Here is a 21,639-nt window from a genome sequence, read left to right on the forward strand (position 1 = left end):
GGATTTCCCTCATCTTTTTTTAATCCATCCACTTCACTAATTTTTTGGAAATTAGTAATAAAACACAACCTAAAACGATTGCTACAGCGCCAATAACTGTAAATACTTCAGCATATCCAAGTGAAGTTGTGAAGCTTGCAAGTTGTCCACCTAAAATGTTGGCGATTCCTGAGCTTGCTAACCATACGCCCATTAGTAAAGATGCTAGTTTTACTGGAGCGAGAGAACTAACCATTGATAGTCCAACAGGTGATAAGAATAGCTCACCTAACGTATGGAAAAGATACGTAAAGACGATAAATAGTAAGTTTGCTTTTTCTGTGATGTTATGTTCATCACTACCTGTTTTTAATGTAGCGATAACGAGAATGATATAACCGATACCGAGCAAGATCATACCAAGTCCCATTTTTGTTGGGATTTTTAAATCTCCGCGCTTGCGAGTTGCAAGTTTTGCCCATAATGCTGAAATGACTGGAGCAAGTAAAATAATAAATAATGGATTGACCGATTGGAACCAAGATGTTGGAACTTCCCATCCGAACACAGAGCGGTCTACAAATTTGTTTGTATATAGTGTTAAAGAGCTACCAGCTTGTTCAAAGCCAGCCCAGAAGAAGACAACGAAGCATGTTAAAATGACGATAACTGCGGTACGCTGTTTTTCTTTTTTTGTTAACGGTGTATCTCCTACTGATGGTTGTCCATCTGTTGTTTGCAAATCACGAGTTGGTTTTTTACCGATATCACCAAGGAAGCGATTTGATAATGTTGTAAATAAAATTTGTCCAATGATCATTCCGATTGAAGCGGCTAAGAAACCGTAACGGAATCCAAAGTGAACAACGCCATCCACTGTTGTTTTGAATAAATTTTCTGATAAAAATCCGCAAACGAGTGGAGCTAAAAATGAACCGACGTTAATACCCATATAGAAAATCGTAAATGCACTATCACGTTTTGGATCGTTCTCTTCGTATAATTCCCCAACCAGTGTAGAGATGTTCGGTTTGAAGAATCCGTTACCGATAATAATAAGCGCTAATCCGAGGTATAGGCCGACTTGGTTTTGCATGGCAAATAGTGTAAGGTTACCGATTGCCATTGTTATACCACCAATTGTGATCGCTTTTCGTCTACCTAGGAACCGGTCTGTTAAGTATCCACCAATCATTGGTGTGAAATAACAGGCTCCAGTGTAAAATCCGTAAATGGAGAGTGCCCACGCAGGACTAAACCCAAGACCACCGCTTACTAAAGCTGTCGTTAAATATAATGTTAATAATCCTCGTAATCCATAGTAACTAAATCTTTCCCACATTTCTGTAAAGAAGAGTAAGTATAAACCTGGAGGATGTTTCTTTTTTCTTTGTTGTTCTCTTTCTAGTTGTATCGTTGATTCCATGTTATTTTCCTCCTGACACAAACAAAAACAAAGTTAATAATTTTGTACATTTAATATTTTACCTTATTAACTATTATAAGTCAATAAAGGTTGATTTTTCAGAAGAAATTGGAAAAGAGGGATAGCTATAGAATGGGTGTTTCTTTTATGTTAGACTATGGACTATGTTTTCTTTGTTAGGAAGCGGATTATTGCACTTTTTTATATGTGAAATTGATTTCATAAAAGATGAAATTAAAGAAGGAGAAACAAATGAAATTGTTACAGAAAAAAGAAATTTTACTGATTAGCCTTATGTTATTCTCGATGTTCTTTGGAGCAGGGAATCTTATATTCCCACCTTTCCTTGGGTATGAAGCAGGAGAACATGTGTGGATTTCATTAATAGGATTCATTATATCAGCAACAGGTCTTCCTATATTGGGTGTTATCGCTATTGCGAAAGCGGGAAGCTTTCAAACGTTAGCGGGTAGGGTTCATTCTTCATTCGCCATTATTTTCCCCTGTATCGTGTATTTATTTATTGGACCAGGTCTTGGTATACCACGTGCAGGAAGTTTAGCTTTTGAAATGGGACCAGGTCAGTTCTTCACAGAATTAGGAAGTGTAGTTTTATTATGTTACACGGTTATTTTCTTTAGTATTGTGTACTGGTTAAGTTTATCACCGTCTAAATTAATGGGGTTGTTCGGAAAAGTTTTAACACCGTTATTATTAGGTATGATTGCCCTTATTTTTATAAAGAGTATGTTTACATCAGTAGGCAGTGTGAAAGAGGCTGCTGGAAACTATGGACAAGCTCCTATGTTCCAAGGCTTTTTAGATGGATATTTAACAATGGATGCGCTAGCCGCTTTAATTTTTGGGATTGTTATTGCAAATGCTCTTCGTGCAAAAGGTGTTGAAGATGATAAAGGTTTAGCGAAATATATGAGTATTGCTGGAATTGGTGCAGGACTTTTATTATCTATTATTTACATCATACTTGGATATGTTGGTTCAATTAGCGGTTCGTTAGGTACATTTGATAATGGGGCGAACGTGTTAGCGCAAGTTATGACTACGTTATTTGGACAAGGCGGGGTCGTTTTATTAGGTCTTATTTTTACGATCGCGTGTTTATGCGTTTCAATCGGGCTTGTTACATCTTGTAGTCAATTTTTTGCAAGTGCATTTCCGAAAGTAGCGTATAAAGTTTGGGCATTTATATTAAGTTTTGCTAGTATGATTTTAGCGAATTTAGGATTAACGCAAATTTTAAAAGTATCAGTACCGATTCTTGGATTTATTTATCCAGTTGCATTAACGCTTATTATTTTAGGGTTATTTCATAAGTATATTGGAAAGTATGCATACGTATATGCAGTAACAGTTGGGATTGTAGCGGTATTTAGTGCAATCGATATTTTCAATAAAAATGTGATGATGAATCAGTGGACACTAGTATTGAAATACATTCCGTTTTATACAGAAGGTGTAGGATGGATTGTTCCGGCTATTATAGGTGCTTGTATTGGTGTTATCGTGAGTATTGTTTTAAATAAGAAGAAATAAGTAAGAGGTGTTTTCCTATTTTGGAAAACACCTTTCTTTTTTTGGAAAAATAGTATTGAAAATGAATAGACTAAGAGTATGATAAAGATAATTGGTAATATATAGATTTTGAATGGGTGATGAGGGGGGAGTGTATGAAGGAAGATTTAAATAAGAAAATAGAAGCACTCGAAACGACAATTGAAACGATGCAAGAAGCTCTTTTTGAATTGAAAGCAAAACAAAGAGAAATAGAAGTAGAAAATGCTCAGCAACATGTGAGGAAGGAAAAGAAAGAATATATTGAAACGGTGATGGAGGAAAAACAAAAAGAAGAAGTCGTTACAATAAAAGAGCCTGTGCAAGAACGTGAGATAAAACAAGTGGATATATCTGCTTTTAAACCAGAACCATTTAATATTATTAAGTTTTGCCAAACTTGGTTACCACGCATATTTGTTGGCATTATGTTACTTGGAGTAATCTGGTTATTTAAAGCAGGGGTAGATGCTGGGTTATTAACACCTGCAATACGAATTGTGTTTGGTATTGTCCTATCAATCGGTTTTTATTATATAGGTGATATTCAAATTAAACGAGAGCGGCAAGCGTTGGGTTTAGTATTAGCAGGAGGAAGTATTACGGGTATAGTTTTAACAACATTTGCGGCGCATTATTTATATGGGTTTATTCCAGCAAGTGTTGCGTTTGTATGTAATATTGCATGGGTCATTTTAGGTATTTATGTAGCGAAGAGGTATCAATCGGAATATCTTACAATATTCGTAGCCGTAGGAGCTTTCTTCGTGCCATTCTTATTAAATAGTACGACTCCTAATCCATATATTTTCTTTGGATATGAGACGATACTAACACTTAGCTTGTTATGGTATGCGTTGAAAAATCGTTATCAGTATTTATATATGATTTCTTATGCTGTTGCTGCTATTGTCCTTTTTGTTTTCTTTGCTATTATGTCAATGTTAGTAGAGGATTTGCAAGTACAGTTAACAGTTGTTTATGGTTTGATTCACTTACTATTATTTTGGCATATGTTTACGGAGAGAAGCTTTATATTAGAGCCACGCTTGGCGATATTTAGTGCGAATGCAGTTTTCTTTATATTAGCCATTTCAAAAATACCTGAATTTACAACATGGGGATTAATGATTGGTGCACTCGTTCACGCTACGATGTTCGTGTTTGAGTATAGGAAGAATAGATACTCTACATTTACAAATCTTTTATTTGGTTTCGCAATGGGTGCATTTAGTTTAGCGATTTTATATGAGTATAGTTTAGTGAATGCAGCGATTGTATTATTATTACAAGGTTTCCTCGGTATGGTGACTGCTATTAAAGTAAAACAACAAATAAAATTATATGTTAGTGCGACGATTTATGCGATTGGAATGATACAGACTATTTTTAGCCCATTTGATTATTTCCTTTCAGCTGGGTTTGTTGCTCATATTATTTTAATAGGTACATTTTATTACTGCATGAAACGAGCGAAAGATGTATTAACGAGTTTTGGAAAATATGTTTATTCTATAGCTCTCTATTGGTTCATGGTCATTGTATTTATTACAATTACTAGAGTTGGTGAAGTTCTTTCTACAGATGGAAGTATAATAAGCGTATCAGTATCGTTATTATGGATGGTATATGCATTATTTGCAGTTTGGCTTGGACGGAATAAAAATATGAATGAAATATTGTATGCTGGCTTAGTCGTTTTAGTAGTAACGATAGGAAAGTTATTCCTTCTAGACTTACCAGAAGTTTCAATGATGATCAGGGCAGTGTTATTCTTAATCGTAGGTAGTATAGGTATCGTCATTTCCAGAATGTTTTTCTCAAAAGAAGAGAAATGAGAAGAAGGCAATCCGCATGTGGATTGCCTTTTCTTTTACTTTTTATTAATCGTTACAGCTTCATTATATTTAGCAGTTGTATTTTGGCGTAGACGAAGTGTTGCTTGTCCAGTTGTATTTGAATCAAGTTGTACGTTCACAATTTTTTCAGCAGAACCAAAGCTGTTTGTTGTGAATGAGAAGGCGCTACTATATCCGAAAGTAGATGGCCAAGTGCCGTTTGTATTTTGGACTTTTGCTAATTGTGTTCCACCAGTCGTGAAGATACCTAAAGAATAGTTATTATAAGTTGTATTAGGTAATAAGTTGTTTACTTGAATCTTTATTTGGAACACTTCATTGTTTGGTAGAATGCTAGGGCGTGTAATCACATAATCGTTTGCTGTTACGGCGCCGTTATATCCGTATGAACCAGATTTAAATGTATTTGTATTAAACCATTGGTAACCAGCGTTTGGTGCACTCCAAGGTTCTGGTTGTGGCTCTGTTGATAAGCTTGGTTGTTCAAATGTTTGTAAAGCAGTAGGTAAATCAAGTTGTAAACCGTTTACTTGATCTAAGCTTGTAAACGTCTCTTGTTTCGATAGCCAATTTACGATATTTTCTAGTAAAACAGCATCGTTTTCTTCTTTATAACCATCGTAAGTTTTCTTTGTTTGGCCAGAATCTTCACGAACGTATTTTGGCGTCGCATCTTCAACAGGAGAAGAGTCACCAATAAAGGCAGCTTTTCCAAGTCCTACTTTTGCGATTGCAGCATATGGACCCTCTGCAACGCCACCGCCGTTATAAACACCACTATCAACAGCGTTATTCCATTTTGACGGATTTTCTGGAAGATAAACAAGTCCTTTTGCTAGTTTTGGATTTGTAATTGCTAGAGTAGAACCAGCATGCATTGCTACCGATGAAACACCTTTTGTAATTCCGAATGATTGTTCAGGCGAAACAATGTTTTTAGCTGAAACATCACCAAGTGCATTGTAACGGAAGCGAATACCGAAATTATTAGATAGCCAATCGGAACTTTCTACTCCTTGCATAGCTTGTGAGTTTGCTTCTTCGTTAGACATTCCTTTTGCGGGATTTTCCCAAGCACCGCGTCTATATCCATTAAATACTTCAGAAGAATCCCAGCGATTTTTATTACGATCTGCATTATAATGATCGGCAATGAAGAAGATACTGCCGCCATTTTTTACATATTGTAACATTGCATCTTGTTCAGATTTTTTGTAAGGAATATTTGCCTCTGGAACGATAAACACGTTGTAATTTTTTAAATCGTCGTATGTAATAGGTGTTGATTTACGAAGTTCTTTTACATGATATCCATTTTGGGCAATGCCGTTTCCGAAATCAGAAAAGCCGCCATCAATAACCCAGTCAGCTGTCCCTGCAGTTTGACCGTGCGTATTATCAAATAATACTTTCTTCCCATTGTTTTGATTTACAACCTTTGCAGCAATTTCAGGAGCTGGGTCTACAGAGCTTTCGGCATAAGTAGACGGTATGAACGAACTCCCCATACTAAGTGTAATTGCTGTTGCTAAAGAAAATGTAATCCATTTTTTATTCTTCATAGAAGAATCCCCCTAATAATAAATATATGTGCTTTAATAATGTAATTTATTTTTCTGAAAAAATAAAGACGGAAAACGTAAAAAATATTAAAAAATTGTAAAAATACCGTGAATTTTGTTGAGAAATATTTATATAGACAATAAAAAATCCCTTCCAATTAATAAGGAAGGGATAGCTTGTTTAACTAATCTTTGAATTAGGTGTTTCATCAATCTTATGAAATCCTTTCATATAATACACGATAGCTAAGCCAATAAGCCAAATTGGGCCAACGATTAATGCAATTCGTGTATCTTCTGAATACGCCATTATACATAGTACAAGTGCAAGGAAGCCAAGTGAGAAGTAAGAGCTTAATGGATGTAAAGGCATTTTATACGTTAGCTTGTCTTTTTTCGCAGTTGATAATCCTTTACGGAATTTAATTTGAGCGACTAATATAATCCCCCAAGTCCAAATTGCCCCGAAAGTTGAAATACTAGTTAACCATGTAAACACCTTTGCAGGCACAAGGTAGTTTAATATAACACCAACAAGTAAAACGATAGCCGTTGCTATGATTCCTTGACTCGGAATACCGTTTTTATTTAAACGACCGAATCATTCAGGAGCTTTCTTTTGTTGTGCCAATGTAAATAGCATACGGCCTGTACTAAATAAACCACCATTACAAGAAGAAAGAGCTGCTGTTAATACGACAAAGTTAATAATCCCTGCTGCTTTTGCGATACCGATTTGCTGGAATGTTAATACGAATGGACTTCCTTTTTCACCAAGTTCGTTCCATGGATAAATTGCCATCATAACGAATAATGCCCCGACGTAAAAGATTAGGATTCTCCAAAATACGTTATCGATAGCTTTTGCGAGTGTTTTCTTCGGATTTTGAGCTTCACCAGCTGTAACACCAATTAGTTCAACGCCTAAATAAGCGAATAATACCATTTGTAAGGAGAGTAGTAATCCGGAAAATCCATTTGGGAACCAGCCACCATGTGACCAAAGATTTGAAATACCAGTAGCGATACCACCATTTCCGAATCCGAATAAAATAATGCCAGCTCCAACTACTATCATACAGATAATTGTGACAATTTTAATGAGAGCAAACCAAAACTCAAGTTCTCCAAATACTTTTACTGATAAGAAGTTGAAAGCGCTCATTAATAATAGAGCGAGTAGTGCCCAAGTCCAGCGCGGGATATCTGGGAACCAGTACTGCATGTAAATGCCAGCCGCCGTAATTTCAGCCATACAAGTAACAACCCATAAGAACCAGTAGTTCCAACCAGTAATATAGCCAGCAAGTGGGCCGATATAATCATTAGCGTATTTACTAAAAGAACCGGCAACCGGTTGTTCAATTGCCATTTCTCCGAGCGCTCGCATAATGAAGAAAATAACGAGTCCAGCGATCATATAACCTAGTAAGATGGAAGGACCAGCTAGTTTAATAGCAGAAGCGGATCCTAAAAATAGTCCAACGCCAATAGCTGAACCGAGTGACATTAAAGTAATATGTCGTTCTTTTAAACCTCGATTTAAAGTTTCAGATTTGTTTGTGTGCTGCATAAGAAGAATCCTCCTTGTAGAGTGAACGATATTTGAATGCGTTTATTAAATATTTAACTATTTCAAATTATAAAACATTTCTATCTGTTATGCTACAAAAATAAACATGATTAACTGTACTACATCTGTACTTGTCAGACTTAAACTTAAAATTCGAACTATTAGTGAATATATTGACTCTTCTTTTTATTGATTGTTAAGATTAAGTATTATATTTTCTCACATACTAGTAAGAAAAGAATATGTGATAATAATTCAGATGTAGGAAGGGTACATAACCATGTTTCAATTACAAAAATATAACACTTCTGTGAAGCAAGAGCTTTTAGCTGGCATCACAACTTTTTTTACATTTGCGTATATTCTTGTCATCAATCCGAAAATATTATCTGATGCAGGTGTACCATTTGATCAAGCTTTTACGGCAACTATTATTGCGACTGTTATAGGGACGCTATGTATGGCGTTTTTAGCTAACTATCCAATTGTTATTGCTCCAGCTATGGGAATGAATGCGTATTTTGCTTATTCTGTTGTTCAACAGGCAGAGGGGATTACATATGTCATTGCGTTTTCAGCAGTATTTGTAACAGGTATCATTTTTCTTTTATTATCTTTCACTTCATTTAGGCAAAAGCTAATTGTCGCAATTCCTGATAGTTTAAAACATGCAATTGCAGGTGGAATTGGACTATTTATTGCTTTTATTGGATTACGCCTTTCTGGAATTATCGTTGATCATCCATCTAATTTAGTTACGATTGGTGATTTTCATTCTCCAGCCGTTATTTTAACTTTAATTGGTTTAATATTAGCGGCGGTATTAATGGCATTACGTGTGAGCGGTGCATTATTTATTAGTATGATTGTGACAGGAGTTATCGCCTTCTTTACAGGGCAACTGAAGTTTACGGATAAAATTGTTGCGATGCCTCATTTACCAGAGGGAATTATCGTTTCAAACCCAATCAATGCCTTTTCAGATGTAATTGAATACGGATTATATGGTGTTGTATTTTCATTTTTACTTGTACTGTTATTTGATACAACAGGTGCATTACTTGGTTTAATTAAACAAGCGGGTTTAATTACAGATAATACAGAGAAACGTTTTGGTAAAGCGTTTATTGCAGATGCAATTGGTGGGACTACAGGTTCTATCTTTGGAACAAGCCCAACAGCAGCGACGATTGAATCATCAGCTGGTATTGCTGCAGGTGGTAAAACAGGATTAACGGGTATTGTAGTTGTCGGTCTAACGATTATAACGGCATTCTTCAGCCCTGTGATTGCTTCTTTATCAAGTGTAGCCGCTATTACAGCTCCTTCATTAATTATTGTAGGTAGTCTAATGGCGCAAAGTCTTCGTGATATTAATTGGAATGAATTTGAAGATGCATTACCAGCATTTTTAATTTTTATTGGTATTCCGTTAACGTCTAGCATTGCGAATGGAATTGCAATTGGATTTTTAGTGTATCCAGTCTTAAAGATTGTGAAAGGGAAAGGGATGGAAGTACATCCGTTACTATACTTATTTACAATTTTATTTGGATGTCATTTATTCTTATAATATAGATATAGAAGAGGGAGCTTCTTATGGGAGGCTCTTTTTTTGTGTATAATAAAGTAAAAATCAAACGATTTTAGTAAAATATAAATTACCTAATGGAATATATATGTTACAATAAAGGCAGAGGAGGAACATGAATGGCTGTAAGTAAAATAAAAGTCGCGCGTGTTCAGTTAGATTTAACACAGCAACAATTAGCAGAAAAAGTAGGCGTTACAAGGCAAACGATTAGTTTAATTGAGAAGGGGAAATACAACCCGTCTTTAGATTTATGTTTGAAAATTTGTTATGCGGTAGACAAAACATTGAATGATTTATTTTGGGAGGAAGAGGAGTGAGGATTGTGAAAGATGAACGTTTAATGATTGAGGGGCTAAAACATATTAGACTCGTTTTCATCTTACAAAATATCGTCATACTAGGTATCGTTTTTTATCGCTACGTTTTGCAAGGTGCAGGATATGAAAGTGTTTCGGATTTATTAATGGTATTTATGGGCGGGATCGTAGTCATTAACTTCTTAAATTTAAAACATTCTGTAGAGGCATATGAGCATACAGGTGGAGTATCACGCAGCTATTTTATGAAATTATTATTTATTCCAGTAGGTATTGTTATTGGAATTTTAGCTATTTGTATTATTGTAACACCAGATATTGCTATAAAGGAAATTAGTATGACAGGACTTATTATGTTTGCTTGTTTTTTAGTTCCTAGTTTGTTTATATACATATATATGAGAAAAATAAAAAGTGAAGATTGAAATATAAGAAAAGCTTTCCCATATTGCGGAAAGCTTTTCTTATATTCTTTTATACAGTACTTTATGAAGGCCAATCGGTTCAATTTCAAAGATTTCACCATGTTCCTGAAAGCCTAAGCGCTTGTAATAGTCAGCTACAGTAATTCGGCCATTACACCATAATATATTTGCTTTACGTTCTTGCAAGACTTGCTCCGCCTTCTGAATTAAGGAACTTCCAGCACGTTTGTTTCGAAATTCAGGTAATGTGGCCATTCCTCGTAGACGATAATGAACACCTGCTAGTAAGTCAGGGTATATCTCTTTTGAGAAGGAAGCGATACTAATTAGTTCATCGTTTATAAATGCGCCTAAGTGAAAGGTGTCTGTTTCATAGTCGGAAGAGTATTTACAATCCGCTAATGTTTGATTCGGGCGTAAAATTTTTTGACGTAATACGTAAGTTTCAGATCCCTCAATATTTTTCACGGTAATCATATTAACATCCTTTCTTATAAGGCGTTTTCTGTTAGTTGTATAAAGAAATAGGCAGGTGCGGCGAAAAGTCCGAGTATGCTAGCAATTCCGAGAAGGAGTGAAAGTAAGAGGCAAGAGTATTTTATTCCATTCGATTTTTTCCATCCGTAACTACAAATTTCAATGCTAACACCGATGAGAATAATGGCAACGAGTATTTCCGCCAATAATAAAAGAGCTAAAGTTACAATAGACATAATGTGACCCATCCTCATAATATGTGATAGTAACATTTTACCATATGGAATGGAAAAAAATGCCCCTCAATTATGTAAGGGGCATTTTTTATTCTAATATGTTTTTCAACGTATCAATATGTTCTTTTGAACCTGTGACAAGCAATGTATAACCATGTTGTAGTCTCGTATCACCATGCGGGATTAATGCTTTATTACCGCGGTAAATTTGAATGACGAGTACATCCCCTAAAAACGGAAGGCGACGTAGTGCAACACCGTTATATGTATTGCTACGTAGTTCAACTTCACGAACTGTTTCATTTGCTGTTGTAATTAAGCGAACGAGACTCGGTTTATCAATTAGTGCACGTAACAGAATACGTGTAGAGTTAATTGTTGAGAATACGGCGATATGTTCTTGCGTTGCTTTTTCTTGTAGAAGTGGATCTTCTACACTTGCAATAACATGTTCAACACCTAGATCTTTTGCGTGTTCTGCTAATAATAAGTTTTGTTCATCATCACTTGTTGCAACAACAACACGATCTGCATGAAATGCTGTTTGTTCAGTTAATGATGCGATTGTGATGTCATCTAATTTCACGATAGGGAAGTCATGTGATTTTGCTTCTTCATCATTTATTTTATTTTGACGCATCATATATAGTGTTACGTCATAATCTTCTCGTTTTAAATCAAGTGATAACGGAAGGGTAATTCTGCTTGCGCCAATAATAGAAACTTTTGGTTTTGATGTTTCTACTTTTGGGAACATTTTTTTAAATAATATAGGTGCAAAAATACAAGTAATAACTGCGCTTAAAATAAGGGAAGCAGATAAACTTGGACTGATGATTCCTAGTTTTTCACCAATTTGTGCAGCTGCAATAACTAAAGAAAGTGTCGATGTTAATAAGATGGCACTTCCTAGTACGATATTACGTGGATACCATTTTCGTAAGACGAGTGATGGTAACAGCTTTGAAATAAAGAGTCCTACAATTAAAATTGGGATCATTAGCATGCTAGAAGGTTCTTTAAAAATAGACCAAACCTCTAAGTTTACACCAACCATCACGAAGAAAATAGGAATGAAGAAACCATATCCGATGGAATCCAGCTTTTCCACCATATCTTCATTTGGTGATAATAACGATACGAGTACCCCTGCTAAGAAGGCACCTAAAATATTTTCAGCTCCAACAGATTCAGATAACCCAACTAATATTAAGATGAGTGCAAAAACAGCTCGTGTATCAATTTGTACACTACCAGCTTTTAAGCTATCTAAGTATGGAATGTTTTTAAAGCGTTTTGCAACGAAGTAAATAACAATACCAGCGCCGAATAGAAGAAGAAGGAGCCACATGCTTTGACCGCTTTCGGAATTTAATCCGACAAATACAGCGAGTAAAATCATTGTAACTAAATCTGCAATAACAGCGACTAATAAAATGATTTGGCCGATTGCCGTTTTTCCTAAGTTATTTTCTTTTAATGTTGGTACAACAACACCTAAAGAAATAGTGGAAATAATTAAAGTCATAAACATTGCATTATCTACGAATCCTAGCCATACGAATAGTAATGATAGGGCATAAGATAAGATAAAAATAAATAAAAAGATAATGCTTGCTGCCTGGAATGTGTTTGGTTCGTTTGTTGTATTCTTTTTCCCTTTTTGTTTAAAGATAGAAAAATCAATTTCTAAACCGCTTAAGAACATTAAGAAGATAAATCCTAGTGTCGATAAGACTTGAAGCCACATATCTGGCTCAATAATATTAAACCCACTTTTACCTACAAAGATTCCTGCGATGATTTCTGCAACAACGACAGGAAGTGCTTTTAATTTAAAGCGTTGTAACAAAAGGGGAACGAAAAACGCGATTGCAACGACAACCATAAGTGATAGAACAGAAGTATGATGTTCCATTGCGTTCTCTCCCTTCAAATAAATATAGTACCTATTTAGCCATATAATAGGTAGAAAAGCAACGCATATGGATTCGATTTCATAAAGAAAGAGTTTTCTTAAGATTTGTCATAATAAGTATATTTTTCATGATTCTGTTGTTAATTCCGTAATGTGGATGTAATAGGGGATAAAGTGAAGGCTTTTACGGGCAGTTGATCCCCCTGGGGTCTTACTGCTCATTAATGAGGGATAAAAAAAGACTGCTGAGGAATCTCAGCAGTCTTTTTCATGTACATTACATTGAGAAGAAGATCCATACAGTTAAACCAACTGTTGCAGTTGCAACGAAGAAACTGTATATCATAGTAAGAATTTGAACTCTTCCTTCTCCTTCTTTTAAATGCATGAACATAATTAATTGTAACAACGCTTGCGCAACAGCCATTACGATAATAGTTGTTAAGATTGTTGAAAGTGGCAGGTTTGTATAAAGTGCCACGTATAACGCTAGAAACGTTAGTGCAAGCGATAAAATAAATCCGAAAACGTGTGACCAAGGGAATCCGCTATGCGCATGCCCGTTTGCCTGGTTGTTATTTTGACCCATTTACGCCACCATCCCGTTCAAGTAAACTAGTGTGTAAATAAAGACCCAAACAAGATCAAGGAAATGCCAGTATAAGCTGATAATAAATACTTTACGAGCTGTAACTGGTGTTAAACCTCGTTTTAAAATTTGGATAATAACACAAATTGCCCAAATGATACCGCCTGTTACGTGGGCTCCGTGCGTTCCAAGAAGAACGAAGAATGCAGATAGGAAAGCACTTGTTTGAATTGTTGCGCCTTCACCGATGTACATAATGAACTCTTCGATTTCAAAGAATAGGAAACCTGCACCTAAAAGTAATGTAAGGATGAACCATCCAAGCATTGCTTTTTGGTTGTGCTTACGCATTTCGTGAATTACGATACCACATGTGAAACTACTTGTTAAAAGTAATAATGTTTGAATTAAAAGCGTTTTAAGTTCAAACAGTTGCGCTGGAGTTGGGCCATCTGCCGTACGACCAGCAAGTACTAGATAAGAGGCGAAAAGTGTTGCGAACAGCATAATTTCAGCCCCAAGAAAAATCCAAAATCCTAGGATATTCAATCTGCTTTGCTCGGATTGATATTCCAAAGGTAAGCTTTTATCTAAAGCCGCCATATCATTTCACCTCTCATGCTATATGTTCTGTTTCTTTAATTTCATCAACGCTTACGTAGTAGCCATCATCATAGTCGAATGAACGATAGATTAAGCAAGCTAAAATACCAACGCCGCCGATTGCTGCAAGCCAGAACCAGCTAAATACTAATGCGAAACCTGCAAGACCGAAGAATAAAGACGCAATAATAGGCACACCAGAGTTACTTGGCATGTGAATTGGTTTGATATCTTCTGCTGCTGGTGTAACTGTTTCTCCGCGTTTTTTCATGTACCAGAAAGCATCAGCTTCTTTGATTTCAGGAAGTTTCGCGAAGTTGTAATGTTGTACAGGAGATTGAGTTGCCCATTCAAGTGTACGGCCATCCCATGGGTCTCCAGTTGTGTCACGTTCACCGTGACGAGCACTCCAAATTACGTTGTAACAAAGAATTAGGAAGCCAATACCCATCATTACCGCACCAACAGATGCGATTTGGTTTAGCCATCCCCATCCAAGACTTTCAGAGTAAGTGTACATACGACGAGTCATACCGTCTAAACCTAAGAAGTACATTGGGAAGAAACAGATGTTGAATCCGCTCATAAAGATCCAGAATGTCCATTTACCTAGGCGTTCATTTAACATATGACCAGTCATTTTTGGATACCAGAATGTGAATCCAGCAAGCATAGCGAATACTGTACCTGCGATTAATACGTAGTGGAAGTGAGCAATTAGGAAGTAGCTGTTATGGTACTGATAATCAGCTGCTGCCATACCAAGCATAACCCCTGTAACCCCACCGACTACGAAGTTTGGAATAAATGCCAATGACCAAAGCATTGGTACTGTAAAACGAATACGTCCTTTATACAGTGTAAACAACCAGTTAAAGATCTTAACCCCGGTTGGAATCGAAATCGCCATTGTCGAAATCGAGAAGAATGAGTTAACCGCTGGACCTGCACCCATCGTGAAGAAGTGGTGAAGCCATACGACGAAACTTAGTAAAGAAATTGCAACCATTGAGTATACCATCGCACTGTAACCGAATAGACGTTTACGTGAGAATGTACTAATGATTTCAGAGAAAATACCGAATGCCGGTAAAATAACGATATATACTTCAGGGTGACCCCATACCCAGAATAGGTTGGCCCATAACATTGGCATACCGCCGCTCGCCATCGTAAAGAAGTGGGCATCGAATAGACGGTCAAATGTCATTAATGCAAGAGCAACTGTTAATACTGGGAAAGCGAAAATAATGATAACTGTTGTAATTAAGATTGACCAAGTAAACATTGGCATTCTCATTAAAGTCATACCAGGTGTACGCATTTTTAAGATAGTAACAAGGAAGTTAATACCGGTCATTAGCGTACCGAGACCTGAAATCTGTAATGCAATTGCGTAGTAGTTATTTCCTACACCAGAAGTAAACTCTGTACCTGCCATTGGGAAGTAAGAAGTCCACCCAGCGTCTGGAGAACCACCGATTACGAAAGCGATGTTGAATAACATTGCTCCGACAAAGAATAACCAGAAACTTAAAGCATTTAAGAACGGATATGCAACGTCACGAGCACCAATTTGTAATGGTACTACAAGGTTCATTAATCCCATAACGAATGGCATCGCCATGAAAAGAATCATAACTGTACCATGTGTTGTGAAGATTCCGTTATAGTGTTCAGCGTTTAAATAAGTTGTTTCTGGGAATGTTAACTGTGCACGGATCATTAAACCGTCCATACCACCACGGAATAACATGATAACCGCAGAAATAATATACATGGCCCCAATCTTTTTATGGTCAACAGTTGTTAACCATTCGTCCCAAAGCCATTTCCATTTTTTATACTTTGTTAGTACGAAAATGATTGCTAATGTCACAAGAACGATAGAAGCGTCTGCACCGTAAATAATCGGGTCACCTGTGACAAAGAATTCATCAAGCTTCACTGTGTTCACTCCAATCTGTTGGAATAATAGCTATTATTTTTTGTTTTTGTAGTAGTTGTAATCACAATATTCAAGTGATTTTGGATCTACATAACTTAAGTGGTGACTAGAGAATGTCATACGACCAACTACACCAGGTTTAACAATTTCGTTGTACTTATCTTCTGTTAGTTTAGGAGCAGTTTGTTGTACTTCTTTAACCCACTTGTCATATTTCTCTTTAGTTTTTGCTTCAACTTCGAACTCCATATGTGTGAATCCTTCACCAGAGAAGTTCGCACTACGGCCTAGGTAAGAACCAGGCTTATCAGCTTGTAAATAAAGATCCATAATCATGCCATCCATAGTGTACTTCATACCACCAAGTTCTGGTACCCAGAACGCATTCATTGGACCGACAGAAGTCAGTTTGAATTGAATTGGTACACCAGCTGGGATGTTTAAATAGTTAACGGTTTCAATTTTTTCCTCTGGGTAACTGAATAACCATTTCCAGTTTGCAGATGTAACATAAATCTCAACTGGTTTAATATGTTTGGACTCTGCCGGAACCTCTTCCGAAGCATACGTTGCTTTTACTGTTGGAATCGATAATGCGATAACGATAATAACAGGAACAAGCGTCCAAATAATTTCTAATAATGTGTTACCGTGTTGTTCAGGTGGCTCGTAGTCCATATTCTCTGGTTTTTCACGATAACGAATCAAGATGACTGTAAACAAGATGAATACAATTGCGATAATTAATGACATAAGCAAGAATGACCAAACAATTAAATCATACTGTGCTTTTGCAACAGGTCCTTGCGGATTTAATACTGCGAGTTTCTTATCACAGCCGCCGAGGAACAGAAGTAATGATAACGGAAGAAGCGAAGCCAGCTTCCAAAACGTTTTCTTTAGTTGCACGATTGAAAATCTCCTTTCTCCTTGGATTGAAACTATGCCAATAAAACAATATAAACCTATTAATTTATAGATGGCAATAGTTTTTGTGATATTGTTAAAAAATAGACACAAATGCACACTTTTTAAGGTGAATATCATTTGTAACTTGATAACATTGTAAACCATTTTCCAGTAAAAAACGTGATTGTGGAAATTTTAAGATAAATAAAGTTATACCAAGATATCCAAGAAATAGAAAAAAGCTATCTTATGATAAGAAAGATAGCTGAATATTTAGTATATTTAGTTTACTTCTTTTTTAGATTTATTTGTTGTTCAAATGTGACAACTTTTTTATATTTTAATTGGTATAAAATGTAACAAAAAATCATAAATGGAATACCCCAATAAAGAGCAATTCTCTGATCTGGAATGAAAGCTAAACTAACAAATGTAATGAAATTGAGTGAGAATACTACGATTGGATAAAATGGTAGCGGTAATTTAAATCATTTTGTTCTACTTGTTGATTCATATGTCCCTCCCCCGTTATTTTCTTGTATGTATGAACTGATTTTTATTCCGAGTTTTTAAACATTAGTGGGGGATGTGACACATACTTGGCTTATTTATTATGAAATGAATGGAGTATGTAAAAATACGAACTATGATTAAATGCTCTAAGTGTGCTTTTTGTTAATGGGATGATATGTGAATCATTTTGGTTTCAGCAAAATGATTCAGAAAAGTATGTTGTTTTTTCTTTTTATTAAAAATAATTAGAAATTTATAACGATAAAAGTGTGAACAATAATTCACAGAATCTTTCTAGCAAACTAGTAAGAAGAAAGGTACAATGATAAGAGGTATGTCTGTAAAATAATAATTAATGGAGTTTTGTTTAAAATGAAAAAGTTAAAATATCTTTTTGTTTTTGGAATTATATGTGCTGCTGCGTTTTTTATAGGGAAAGATAAAATTATACAAAAGGCGCAAGTGTTCCGTTTAGAGTTTCTATCTGAAATGAAAGAAGCGACTATGATTGAAAATGTTCCGTTTATAAAGCAGTTACCAGAATTACCTCGTGGATGTGAAGTTACAAGTTTGGCTATGTTGCTACAATACAAAGGTATACAAGTAGATAAGATGCAACTTGCTAGCGAAATTCATCGTGTTCCATTTGAACAAAATGGTTTACGTGGAAATCCTTATGAGGGGTTCGTTGGAAATATTTATACGAAGGCAGAGCCAGGATATGGTGTATATAATCAACCCGTTTTTAATTTAGCAGAAAAATATGCTCCTGAAAAAGTAGTTAATTTAACAGGTAGAGACGTGCAAGATATGTATAAAGTAGTTAGTTCCGGTTCGCCAGTATGGGTCATTATTAATACAACGTTTAAGCCACTAGCCGAGAGTAGTTTTGAAACATGGAATACAAGCTCTGGCGAAGTGAAAATTACATATTATGAACATAGTGTAGTAATAGTTGGGTATGATCAAAACTTTGTATATGTAAATGATCCACTTAAAAATAATCCGCGTTTTGCTGTTCCACGAGCAGAGTTTGAGAAAGCTTGGGAGCAAATGGGGAAACAAGCGATTACTATTTTATAATAATGAAAAAGTCATCTTTTTGATGGCTTTTTATTTTTAAGTTATTATAACCGAAAATTCAGAAGATTCTTTTAAAAGATAACGATTCACGCTATAATAACATTTAACTTGGTGAAGAAGGGGCGAAGAGAAATGGATGTTGCAAAGGAACTGGTTTTATCGAAAAATCAATTAATTGAGTGGAGAAGGCATTTTCATAAGTATCCAGAGTTATCTTTTCAAGAAGAAAAAACATCACAGTTTGTATTCGATATACTTCGAAAAATCCCATATTTAGAAGTGTCAAGACCTACTAAATATAGTGTAATGGCAAGGTTAATTGGTAAACAACCTGGTAAAACCATCGCGGTTCGTGCTGACATGGATGCTCTTCCTATTCATGAAGAAAATGAGTTTGATTTTATTTCTACACATCCAGGTGTGATGCATGCATGTGGCCATGATGGACATATAGCGATATTACTTGGGGTCGTACATAAGTTAGTAGAAAAAAGAGAGAAGATTAAAGGGGAGATTCGTTTTCTCTTCCAACATGCAGAAGAAAACTTTCCTGGCGGTGCAGAGGAAATGGTTGCAGCGGGTGTAATGGAATGTGTGGATTATATTATTGGTGCTCACCTTTGGGCATCGTTAGAGGTTGGTAAAATAGGTGTAATTTATGGTCCTGCAATGGCAGCCCCAGATGTTTTTAAAATTACGATAGAAGGAAAAGGTGGACATGCTGGAATTCCTCATGAAACGGTTGATAGTATTGCAATCGGTACACAAGTTGTTTCGCAACTTCAGCACATTGTATCTCGCCTCACGAATCCGTTAGATTCCCTTGTATTATCTGTTACGCAATTTCACGCTGGGACAACCCATAATGTGATTCCAGAACAAGCGGAAATTGAAGGGACAGTACGAAGTTTAAGGCATGAGTTGCGAGAAGAAACAGAGAAAAGGATTGAACGGATTGTGAAGCATGTGACGGAATCTTACGGAGCGAAATATACATTTTCTTATGAATATGGATATCGACCAGTAGTAAATGATTATGAAGTTACAGAGATTATTGAGCAAACAGCGTTACAGCTTTATGGAAGGGAACAAGTTACTCGTTTACAGCCAACGATGGCCGGGGAAGATTTCTCAGCGTTTTTACAAAAGGCGCCAGGGACATTCTTTTTTATCGGAGCGGGAAATAAAGAGAAAGGAATTATATATCCTCACCATCATCCTCGTTTTACGATTGATGAAGATGCATTACCGATTGGAGTGGAAGTCTTTGTATCATCCATTATGAATTTTATAAGTAAAGGAGAATGAGATGAAGAAAATACACGTATTAGCGCTTATTCCAGTTTTTTGTTTAGTTGTTGGACCCGTATTTGCTAATTCAGTTACTCCTTACGTATTAGGGATGCCGTTTTTATTGTTTTGGGTATTATTATCGGTGCTCATTACGTCTCTTTGTATGGGACTTGTGTACGTATTTGATCCTGCTAATAAGGGGGATGTGAAATGACCGCATTACTTATCATTATATTATTTTTGTTTCTCGCACTATTTTTAGGAATTCGGGCACAACATGGAAAACATATGAATTTAGAGCAATGGTCAGTTGGTGGAAGAGGATTTGGCACTATTTTTGTTTTTCTTCTGATGGCAGGTGAAATTTATACGACGTTCACATTTTTAGGTGGAAGTGGATGGGCGTATAGTAAAGGAGCACCTACTTTCTATATTTTAGGTTATGGTGCACTAGCTTATATTTTATCTTACTTTTTATTGCCGCCAGTTTGGAAGTATGCGAAAGAGCATAATCTTGTTTCGCAGCCAGATTTTTTTGTGAAGAAATATAAGAGTCAGACACTTGGCATTATCGTTTCTGTCATTGGGGTTATTTCGATTATTCCATACCTTGTTTTACAGTTAAAAGGATTAGGAATTATCGTTTCGGAAGCATCTTACGGAAGGGTATCACCAGTTATTGCAGTGTGGATTGGTGCGATTGTTATAACGATATATGTAATGGTTTCAGGTATACACGGCTCTGCTTGGACAGCCGCTTTGAAGGATATTATGATACTGTTTATCGTTATGTTTTTAGGTATATATTTACCGTACCATTATTATGGAGGATTTCAGCCGATGTTTGAAGCGGTAGAAGCAGCGAAACCAGGATTTTTATCTTTACCTGATGAAGGGATGAGCATTTCTTGGTTTGTTTCTACTATTGTATTAACAGCTCTCGGTTTCTATATGTGGCCCCATACATTTGCTTCTGCTTTCTCTGCAAAAAATGAAAAAGTATTTAGGAAAAACGCGGCGATCATGCCCCTTTATTCTTTAGTATTGCTTTTCGTATTCTTTGCAGGTTTTGCTGCTATACTGCAAGTTCCAGGGTTAAAGGGAGGGGATGTAGACCTTTCGTTATTCCGTCTCGCTCTTCAAACATTTGATCCATGGTTTATTGGGATTATTGGTAGTGCAGGAGTATTAACAGCATTAGTTCCAGGTTCCATGCTTGTTATGGCGGCATCTACATTGTTAGCAAAAAACATTTACCGAACAATGGTCCCATCTGCTTCAGATAGACAAGTTGCTAAAGCTGCAAAATTATTTGTGCCTGTAGTAACGCTTGTTGCAGTATTGTTTACATTTAAAGGAGGAGAAACGATAGGGGCTCTTCTTTTAATGGGATACAGTATAGTGACACAACTTTTCCCTGCACTTGTATGTAGTTTGTTTCCTCGCCAAGTTATTACGAAGCAAGGGGCAATTGCAGGAATGGGGATTGGGCTGTTAGTGGTCGCATATATTACTTTATCTGGTTCAACTATAGCTACGATGTTTCCGGGTTTCCCTCAATATATAAAAGATTTAAATGTAGGTATAGTCGCATTGTTAATGAATATGATTGTGATGTTTATCGTTAGCGGGTTCACGAAAAATGTGTCTATAAAGACAGACAATATAATAGTAGAAAAGTAATCCGTGTGTTAGAGCTATCTTTGAAAAGAGATAGCTCTTTTTTGTATATATTTCCTTCTATTAGCGGAATCTAACTAAAA

The 21,639-nt window shown here is 36.0% G+C and carries 18 protein-coding genes and 2 pseudogenes; 9 read left to right on the forward strand and 11 right to left on the reverse strand.

Annotated elements, in window-relative coordinates:
* Positions 1-19: 19 nt before the first annotated feature.
* Complete coding sequence (locus QCI41_RS21480; protein WP_060486971.1) at positions 20-1,405, reverse strand: peptide MFS transporter; 1,386 nt, start codon at positions 1,403-1,405, stop codon at positions 20-22.
* 252 nt (positions 1,406-1,657) lie between these two features.
* On the opposite strand from QCI41_RS21480, the gene brnQ1 reads away from it, so the two are divergent.
* A complete protein-coding gene (gene brnQ1 / locus QCI41_RS21485) occupies positions 1,658-2,959 on the forward strand; it encodes a branched-chain amino acid transport system II carrier protein BrnQ1 (RefSeq protein WP_353836727.1) in 1,302 nt (433 codons plus the stop codon).
* A gap of 134 nt (positions 2,960-3,093) precedes the next feature.
* The gene (locus QCI41_RS21490; protein ID WP_353836726.1) at positions 3,094-4,815 is read left to right on the forward strand and encodes a DUF2339 domain-containing protein; all 1,722 of its coding nucleotides are present in this window, start codon (positions 3,094-3,096) and stop codon (positions 4,813-4,815) included.
* A 35-nt stretch (positions 4,816-4,850) separates the two neighbouring features.
* Here QCI41_RS21490 and QCI41_RS21495 read toward each other — a convergent pair whose 3' ends face one another.
* Together QCI41_RS21495 and QCI41_RS21500 are read right to left on the reverse strand one after the other, a co-directional pair.
* A complete protein-coding gene (locus QCI41_RS21495) occupies positions 4,851-6,398 on the reverse strand; it encodes a DNA-binding protein (protein WP_353836725.1) in 1,548 nt (515 codons plus the stop codon).
* A gap of 181 nt (positions 6,399-6,579) precedes the next feature.
* Positions 6,580-7,971: pseudogene (locus tag QCI41_RS21500) on the reverse strand (amino acid permease).
* Between the two features lie 280 nt (positions 7,972-8,251).
* Between QCI41_RS21500 and QCI41_RS21505 the strand changes: the two are divergent.
* From QCI41_RS21505 to QCI41_RS21515, 3 genes are all read left to right on the forward strand, one after another.
* Positions 8,252-9,544, forward strand: coding sequence for an NCS2 family permease (locus tag QCI41_RS21505; protein WP_000487200.1), 1,293 nt, complete (start codon positions 8,252-8,254; stop codon positions 9,542-9,544).
* A 137-nt stretch (positions 9,545-9,681) separates the two neighbouring features.
* A complete protein-coding gene (locus tag QCI41_RS21510; protein ID WP_000301181.1) occupies positions 9,682-9,882 on the forward strand; it encodes a helix-turn-helix transcriptional regulator in 201 nt (66 codons plus the stop codon).
* Entirely contained in the window at positions 9,879-10,307 is a 429-nt protein-coding gene (locus tag QCI41_RS21515) for a hypothetical protein (protein ID WP_088608991.1), read from the forward strand. Before QCI41_RS21510 ends, QCI41_RS21515 begins: the two co-directional genes overlap by 4 nt.
* Before the next feature lie 39 nt (positions 10,308-10,346).
* Here the strand turns inward: QCI41_RS21515 and QCI41_RS21520 are convergent, their stop codons facing one another.
* From QCI41_RS21520 to QCI41_RS21555, 8 genes and pseudogenes are all read right to left on the reverse strand, one after another.
* Positions 10,347-10,784: a GNAT family N-acetyltransferase gene (locus QCI41_RS21520; RefSeq protein ID WP_000633772.1), complete on the reverse strand. Its 438-nt coding sequence runs from the start codon at positions 10,782-10,784 to the stop codon at positions 10,347-10,349.
* 14 nt (positions 10,785-10,798) lie between these two features.
* Complete coding sequence (locus QCI41_RS21525; protein WP_353836724.1) at positions 10,799-11,056, reverse strand: DUF4022 family protein; 258 nt, start codon at positions 11,054-11,056, stop codon at positions 10,799-10,801.
* A 52-nt stretch (positions 11,057-11,108) separates the two neighbouring features.
* A complete protein-coding gene (locus QCI41_RS21530) occupies positions 11,109-12,938 on the reverse strand; it encodes a monovalent cation:proton antiporter family protein (protein WP_353836723.1) in 1,830 nt (609 codons plus the stop codon).
* A 277-nt stretch (positions 12,939-13,215) separates the two neighbouring features.
* Positions 13,216-13,527, reverse strand: coding sequence for a cytochrome aa3 quinol oxidase subunit IV (gene qoxD / locus QCI41_RS21535; RefSeq protein ID WP_000531382.1), 312 nt, complete (start codon positions 13,525-13,527; stop codon positions 13,216-13,218).
* Positions 13,528-14,130 carry a cytochrome aa3 quinol oxidase subunit III gene (qoxC, locus tag QCI41_RS21540; protein WP_000729313.1) on the reverse strand — a complete coding sequence of 201 codons (603 nt, stop codon included), beginning with the start codon at positions 14,128-14,130 and terminating at the stop codon, positions 13,528-13,530.
* Between the two features lie 13 nt (positions 14,131-14,143).
* Entirely contained in the window at positions 14,144-16,078 is a 1,935-nt protein-coding gene (gene qoxB / locus QCI41_RS21545) for a cytochrome aa3 quinol oxidase subunit I (RefSeq protein ID WP_000762383.1), read from the reverse strand.
* Between the two features lie 33 nt (positions 16,079-16,111).
* Positions 16,112-16,987 (reverse strand): cytochrome aa3 quinol oxidase subunit II, encoded by an 876-nt coding sequence (locus QCI41_RS21550; protein WP_046957295.1) that lies wholly within the window; start codon positions 16,985-16,987, stop codon positions 16,112-16,114.
* Positions 16,988-17,274: 287 nt separating this feature from the next.
* Positions 17,275-17,475: pseudogene (locus QCI41_RS21555) on the reverse strand (amino acid permease); the annotation flags it as partial.
* A gap of 397 nt (positions 17,476-17,872) precedes the next feature.
* Here QCI41_RS21555 and QCI41_RS21560 point away from each other — a divergent pair.
* The 4 genes from QCI41_RS21560 (at position 17,873) to QCI41_RS21575 (ending at position 21,559) form a co-directional block, all read left to right on the forward strand.
* On the forward strand, positions 17,873-18,583 hold the full coding sequence (locus QCI41_RS21560; protein ID WP_353836722.1) for a C39 family peptidase: 711 nt from the start codon (positions 17,873-17,875) through the stop codon (positions 18,581-18,583).
* 132 nt (positions 18,584-18,715) lie between these two features.
* On the forward strand, positions 18,716-19,891 hold the full coding sequence (locus QCI41_RS21565; protein WP_353836721.1) for an amidohydrolase: 1,176 nt from the start codon (positions 18,716-18,718) through the stop codon (positions 19,889-19,891).
* Position 19,892: 1 nt separating this feature from the next.
* Positions 19,893-20,090: a DUF3311 domain-containing protein gene (locus QCI41_RS21570; RefSeq protein ID WP_000719861.1), complete on the forward strand. Its 198-nt coding sequence runs from the start codon at positions 19,893-19,895 to the stop codon at positions 20,088-20,090.
* Entirely contained in the window at positions 20,087-21,559 is a 1,473-nt protein-coding gene (locus QCI41_RS21575; RefSeq protein WP_353836720.1) for a sodium:solute symporter family protein, read from the forward strand. Before QCI41_RS21570 ends, QCI41_RS21575 begins: the two co-directional genes overlap by 4 nt.
* The last annotated feature ends 80 nt before the right edge of the window (positions 21,560-21,639 follow it).

The organism is Bacillus cereus group sp. MG4 (assembly GCF_040460055.1).
GTDB classification, from domain to species: domain Bacteria; phylum Bacillota; class Bacilli; order Bacillales; family Bacillaceae_G; genus Bacillus_A; species Bacillus_A wiedmannii.

Excerpts from the sequence above, each read along its gene's own strand:
- QCI41_RS21525 (WP_353836724.1), bottom strand. The coding sequence starts at position 11,056 with ATGTTACTATCACATATTATGAGGATGGGTCACATTATGTCTATTGTA.
- brnQ1 (WP_353836727.1), top strand. The coding sequence starts at position 1,658 with ATGAAATTGTTACAGAAAAAAGAAATTTTACTGATTAGCCTTATGTTA.
- QCI41_RS21480 (WP_060486971.1), bottom strand. The coding sequence starts at position 1,405 with ATGGAATCAACGATACAACTAGAAAGAGAACAACAAAGAAAAAAGAAA.
- QCI41_RS21505 (WP_000487200.1), top strand. The coding sequence starts at position 8,252 with ATGTTTCAATTACAAAAATATAACACTTCTGTGAAGCAAGAGCTTTTA.
- QCI41_RS21565 (WP_353836721.1), top strand. The coding sequence starts at position 18,716 with ATGGATGTTGCAAAGGAACTGGTTTTATCGAAAAATCAATTAATTGAG.
- qoxD (WP_000531382.1), bottom strand. The coding sequence starts at position 13,527 with ATGGGTCAAAATAACAACCAGGCAAACGGGCATGCGCATAGCGGATTC.
- QCI41_RS21570 (WP_000719861.1), top strand. The coding sequence starts at position 19,893 with ATGAAGAAAATACACGTATTAGCGCTTATTCCAGTTTTTTGTTTAGTT.
- QCI41_RS21495 (WP_353836725.1), bottom strand. The coding sequence starts at position 6,398 with ATGAAGAATAAAAAATGGATTACATTTTCTTTAGCAACAGCAATTACA.
- QCI41_RS21510 (WP_000301181.1), top strand. The coding sequence starts at position 9,682 with ATGGCTGTAAGTAAAATAAAAGTCGCGCGTGTTCAGTTAGATTTAACA.
- QCI41_RS21520 (WP_000633772.1), bottom strand. The coding sequence starts at position 10,784 with ATGATTACCGTGAAAAATATTGAGGGATCTGAAACTTACGTATTACGT.
- QCI41_RS21575 (WP_353836720.1), top strand. The coding sequence starts at position 20,087 with ATGACCGCATTACTTATCATTATATTATTTTTGTTTCTCGCACTATTT.
- QCI41_RS21560 (WP_353836722.1), top strand. The coding sequence starts at position 17,873 with ATGAAAAAGTTAAAATATCTTTTTGTTTTTGGAATTATATGTGCTGCT.
- QCI41_RS21530 (WP_353836723.1), bottom strand. The coding sequence starts at position 12,938 with ATGGAACATCATACTTCTGTTCTATCACTTATGGTTGTCGTTGCAATC.
- qoxC (WP_000729313.1), bottom strand. The coding sequence starts at position 14,130 with ATGGCGGCTTTAGATAAAAGCTTACCTTTGGAATATCAATCCGAGCAA.
- QCI41_RS21490 (WP_353836726.1), top strand. The coding sequence starts at position 3,094 with ATGAAGGAAGATTTAAATAAGAAAATAGAAGCACTCGAAACGACAATT.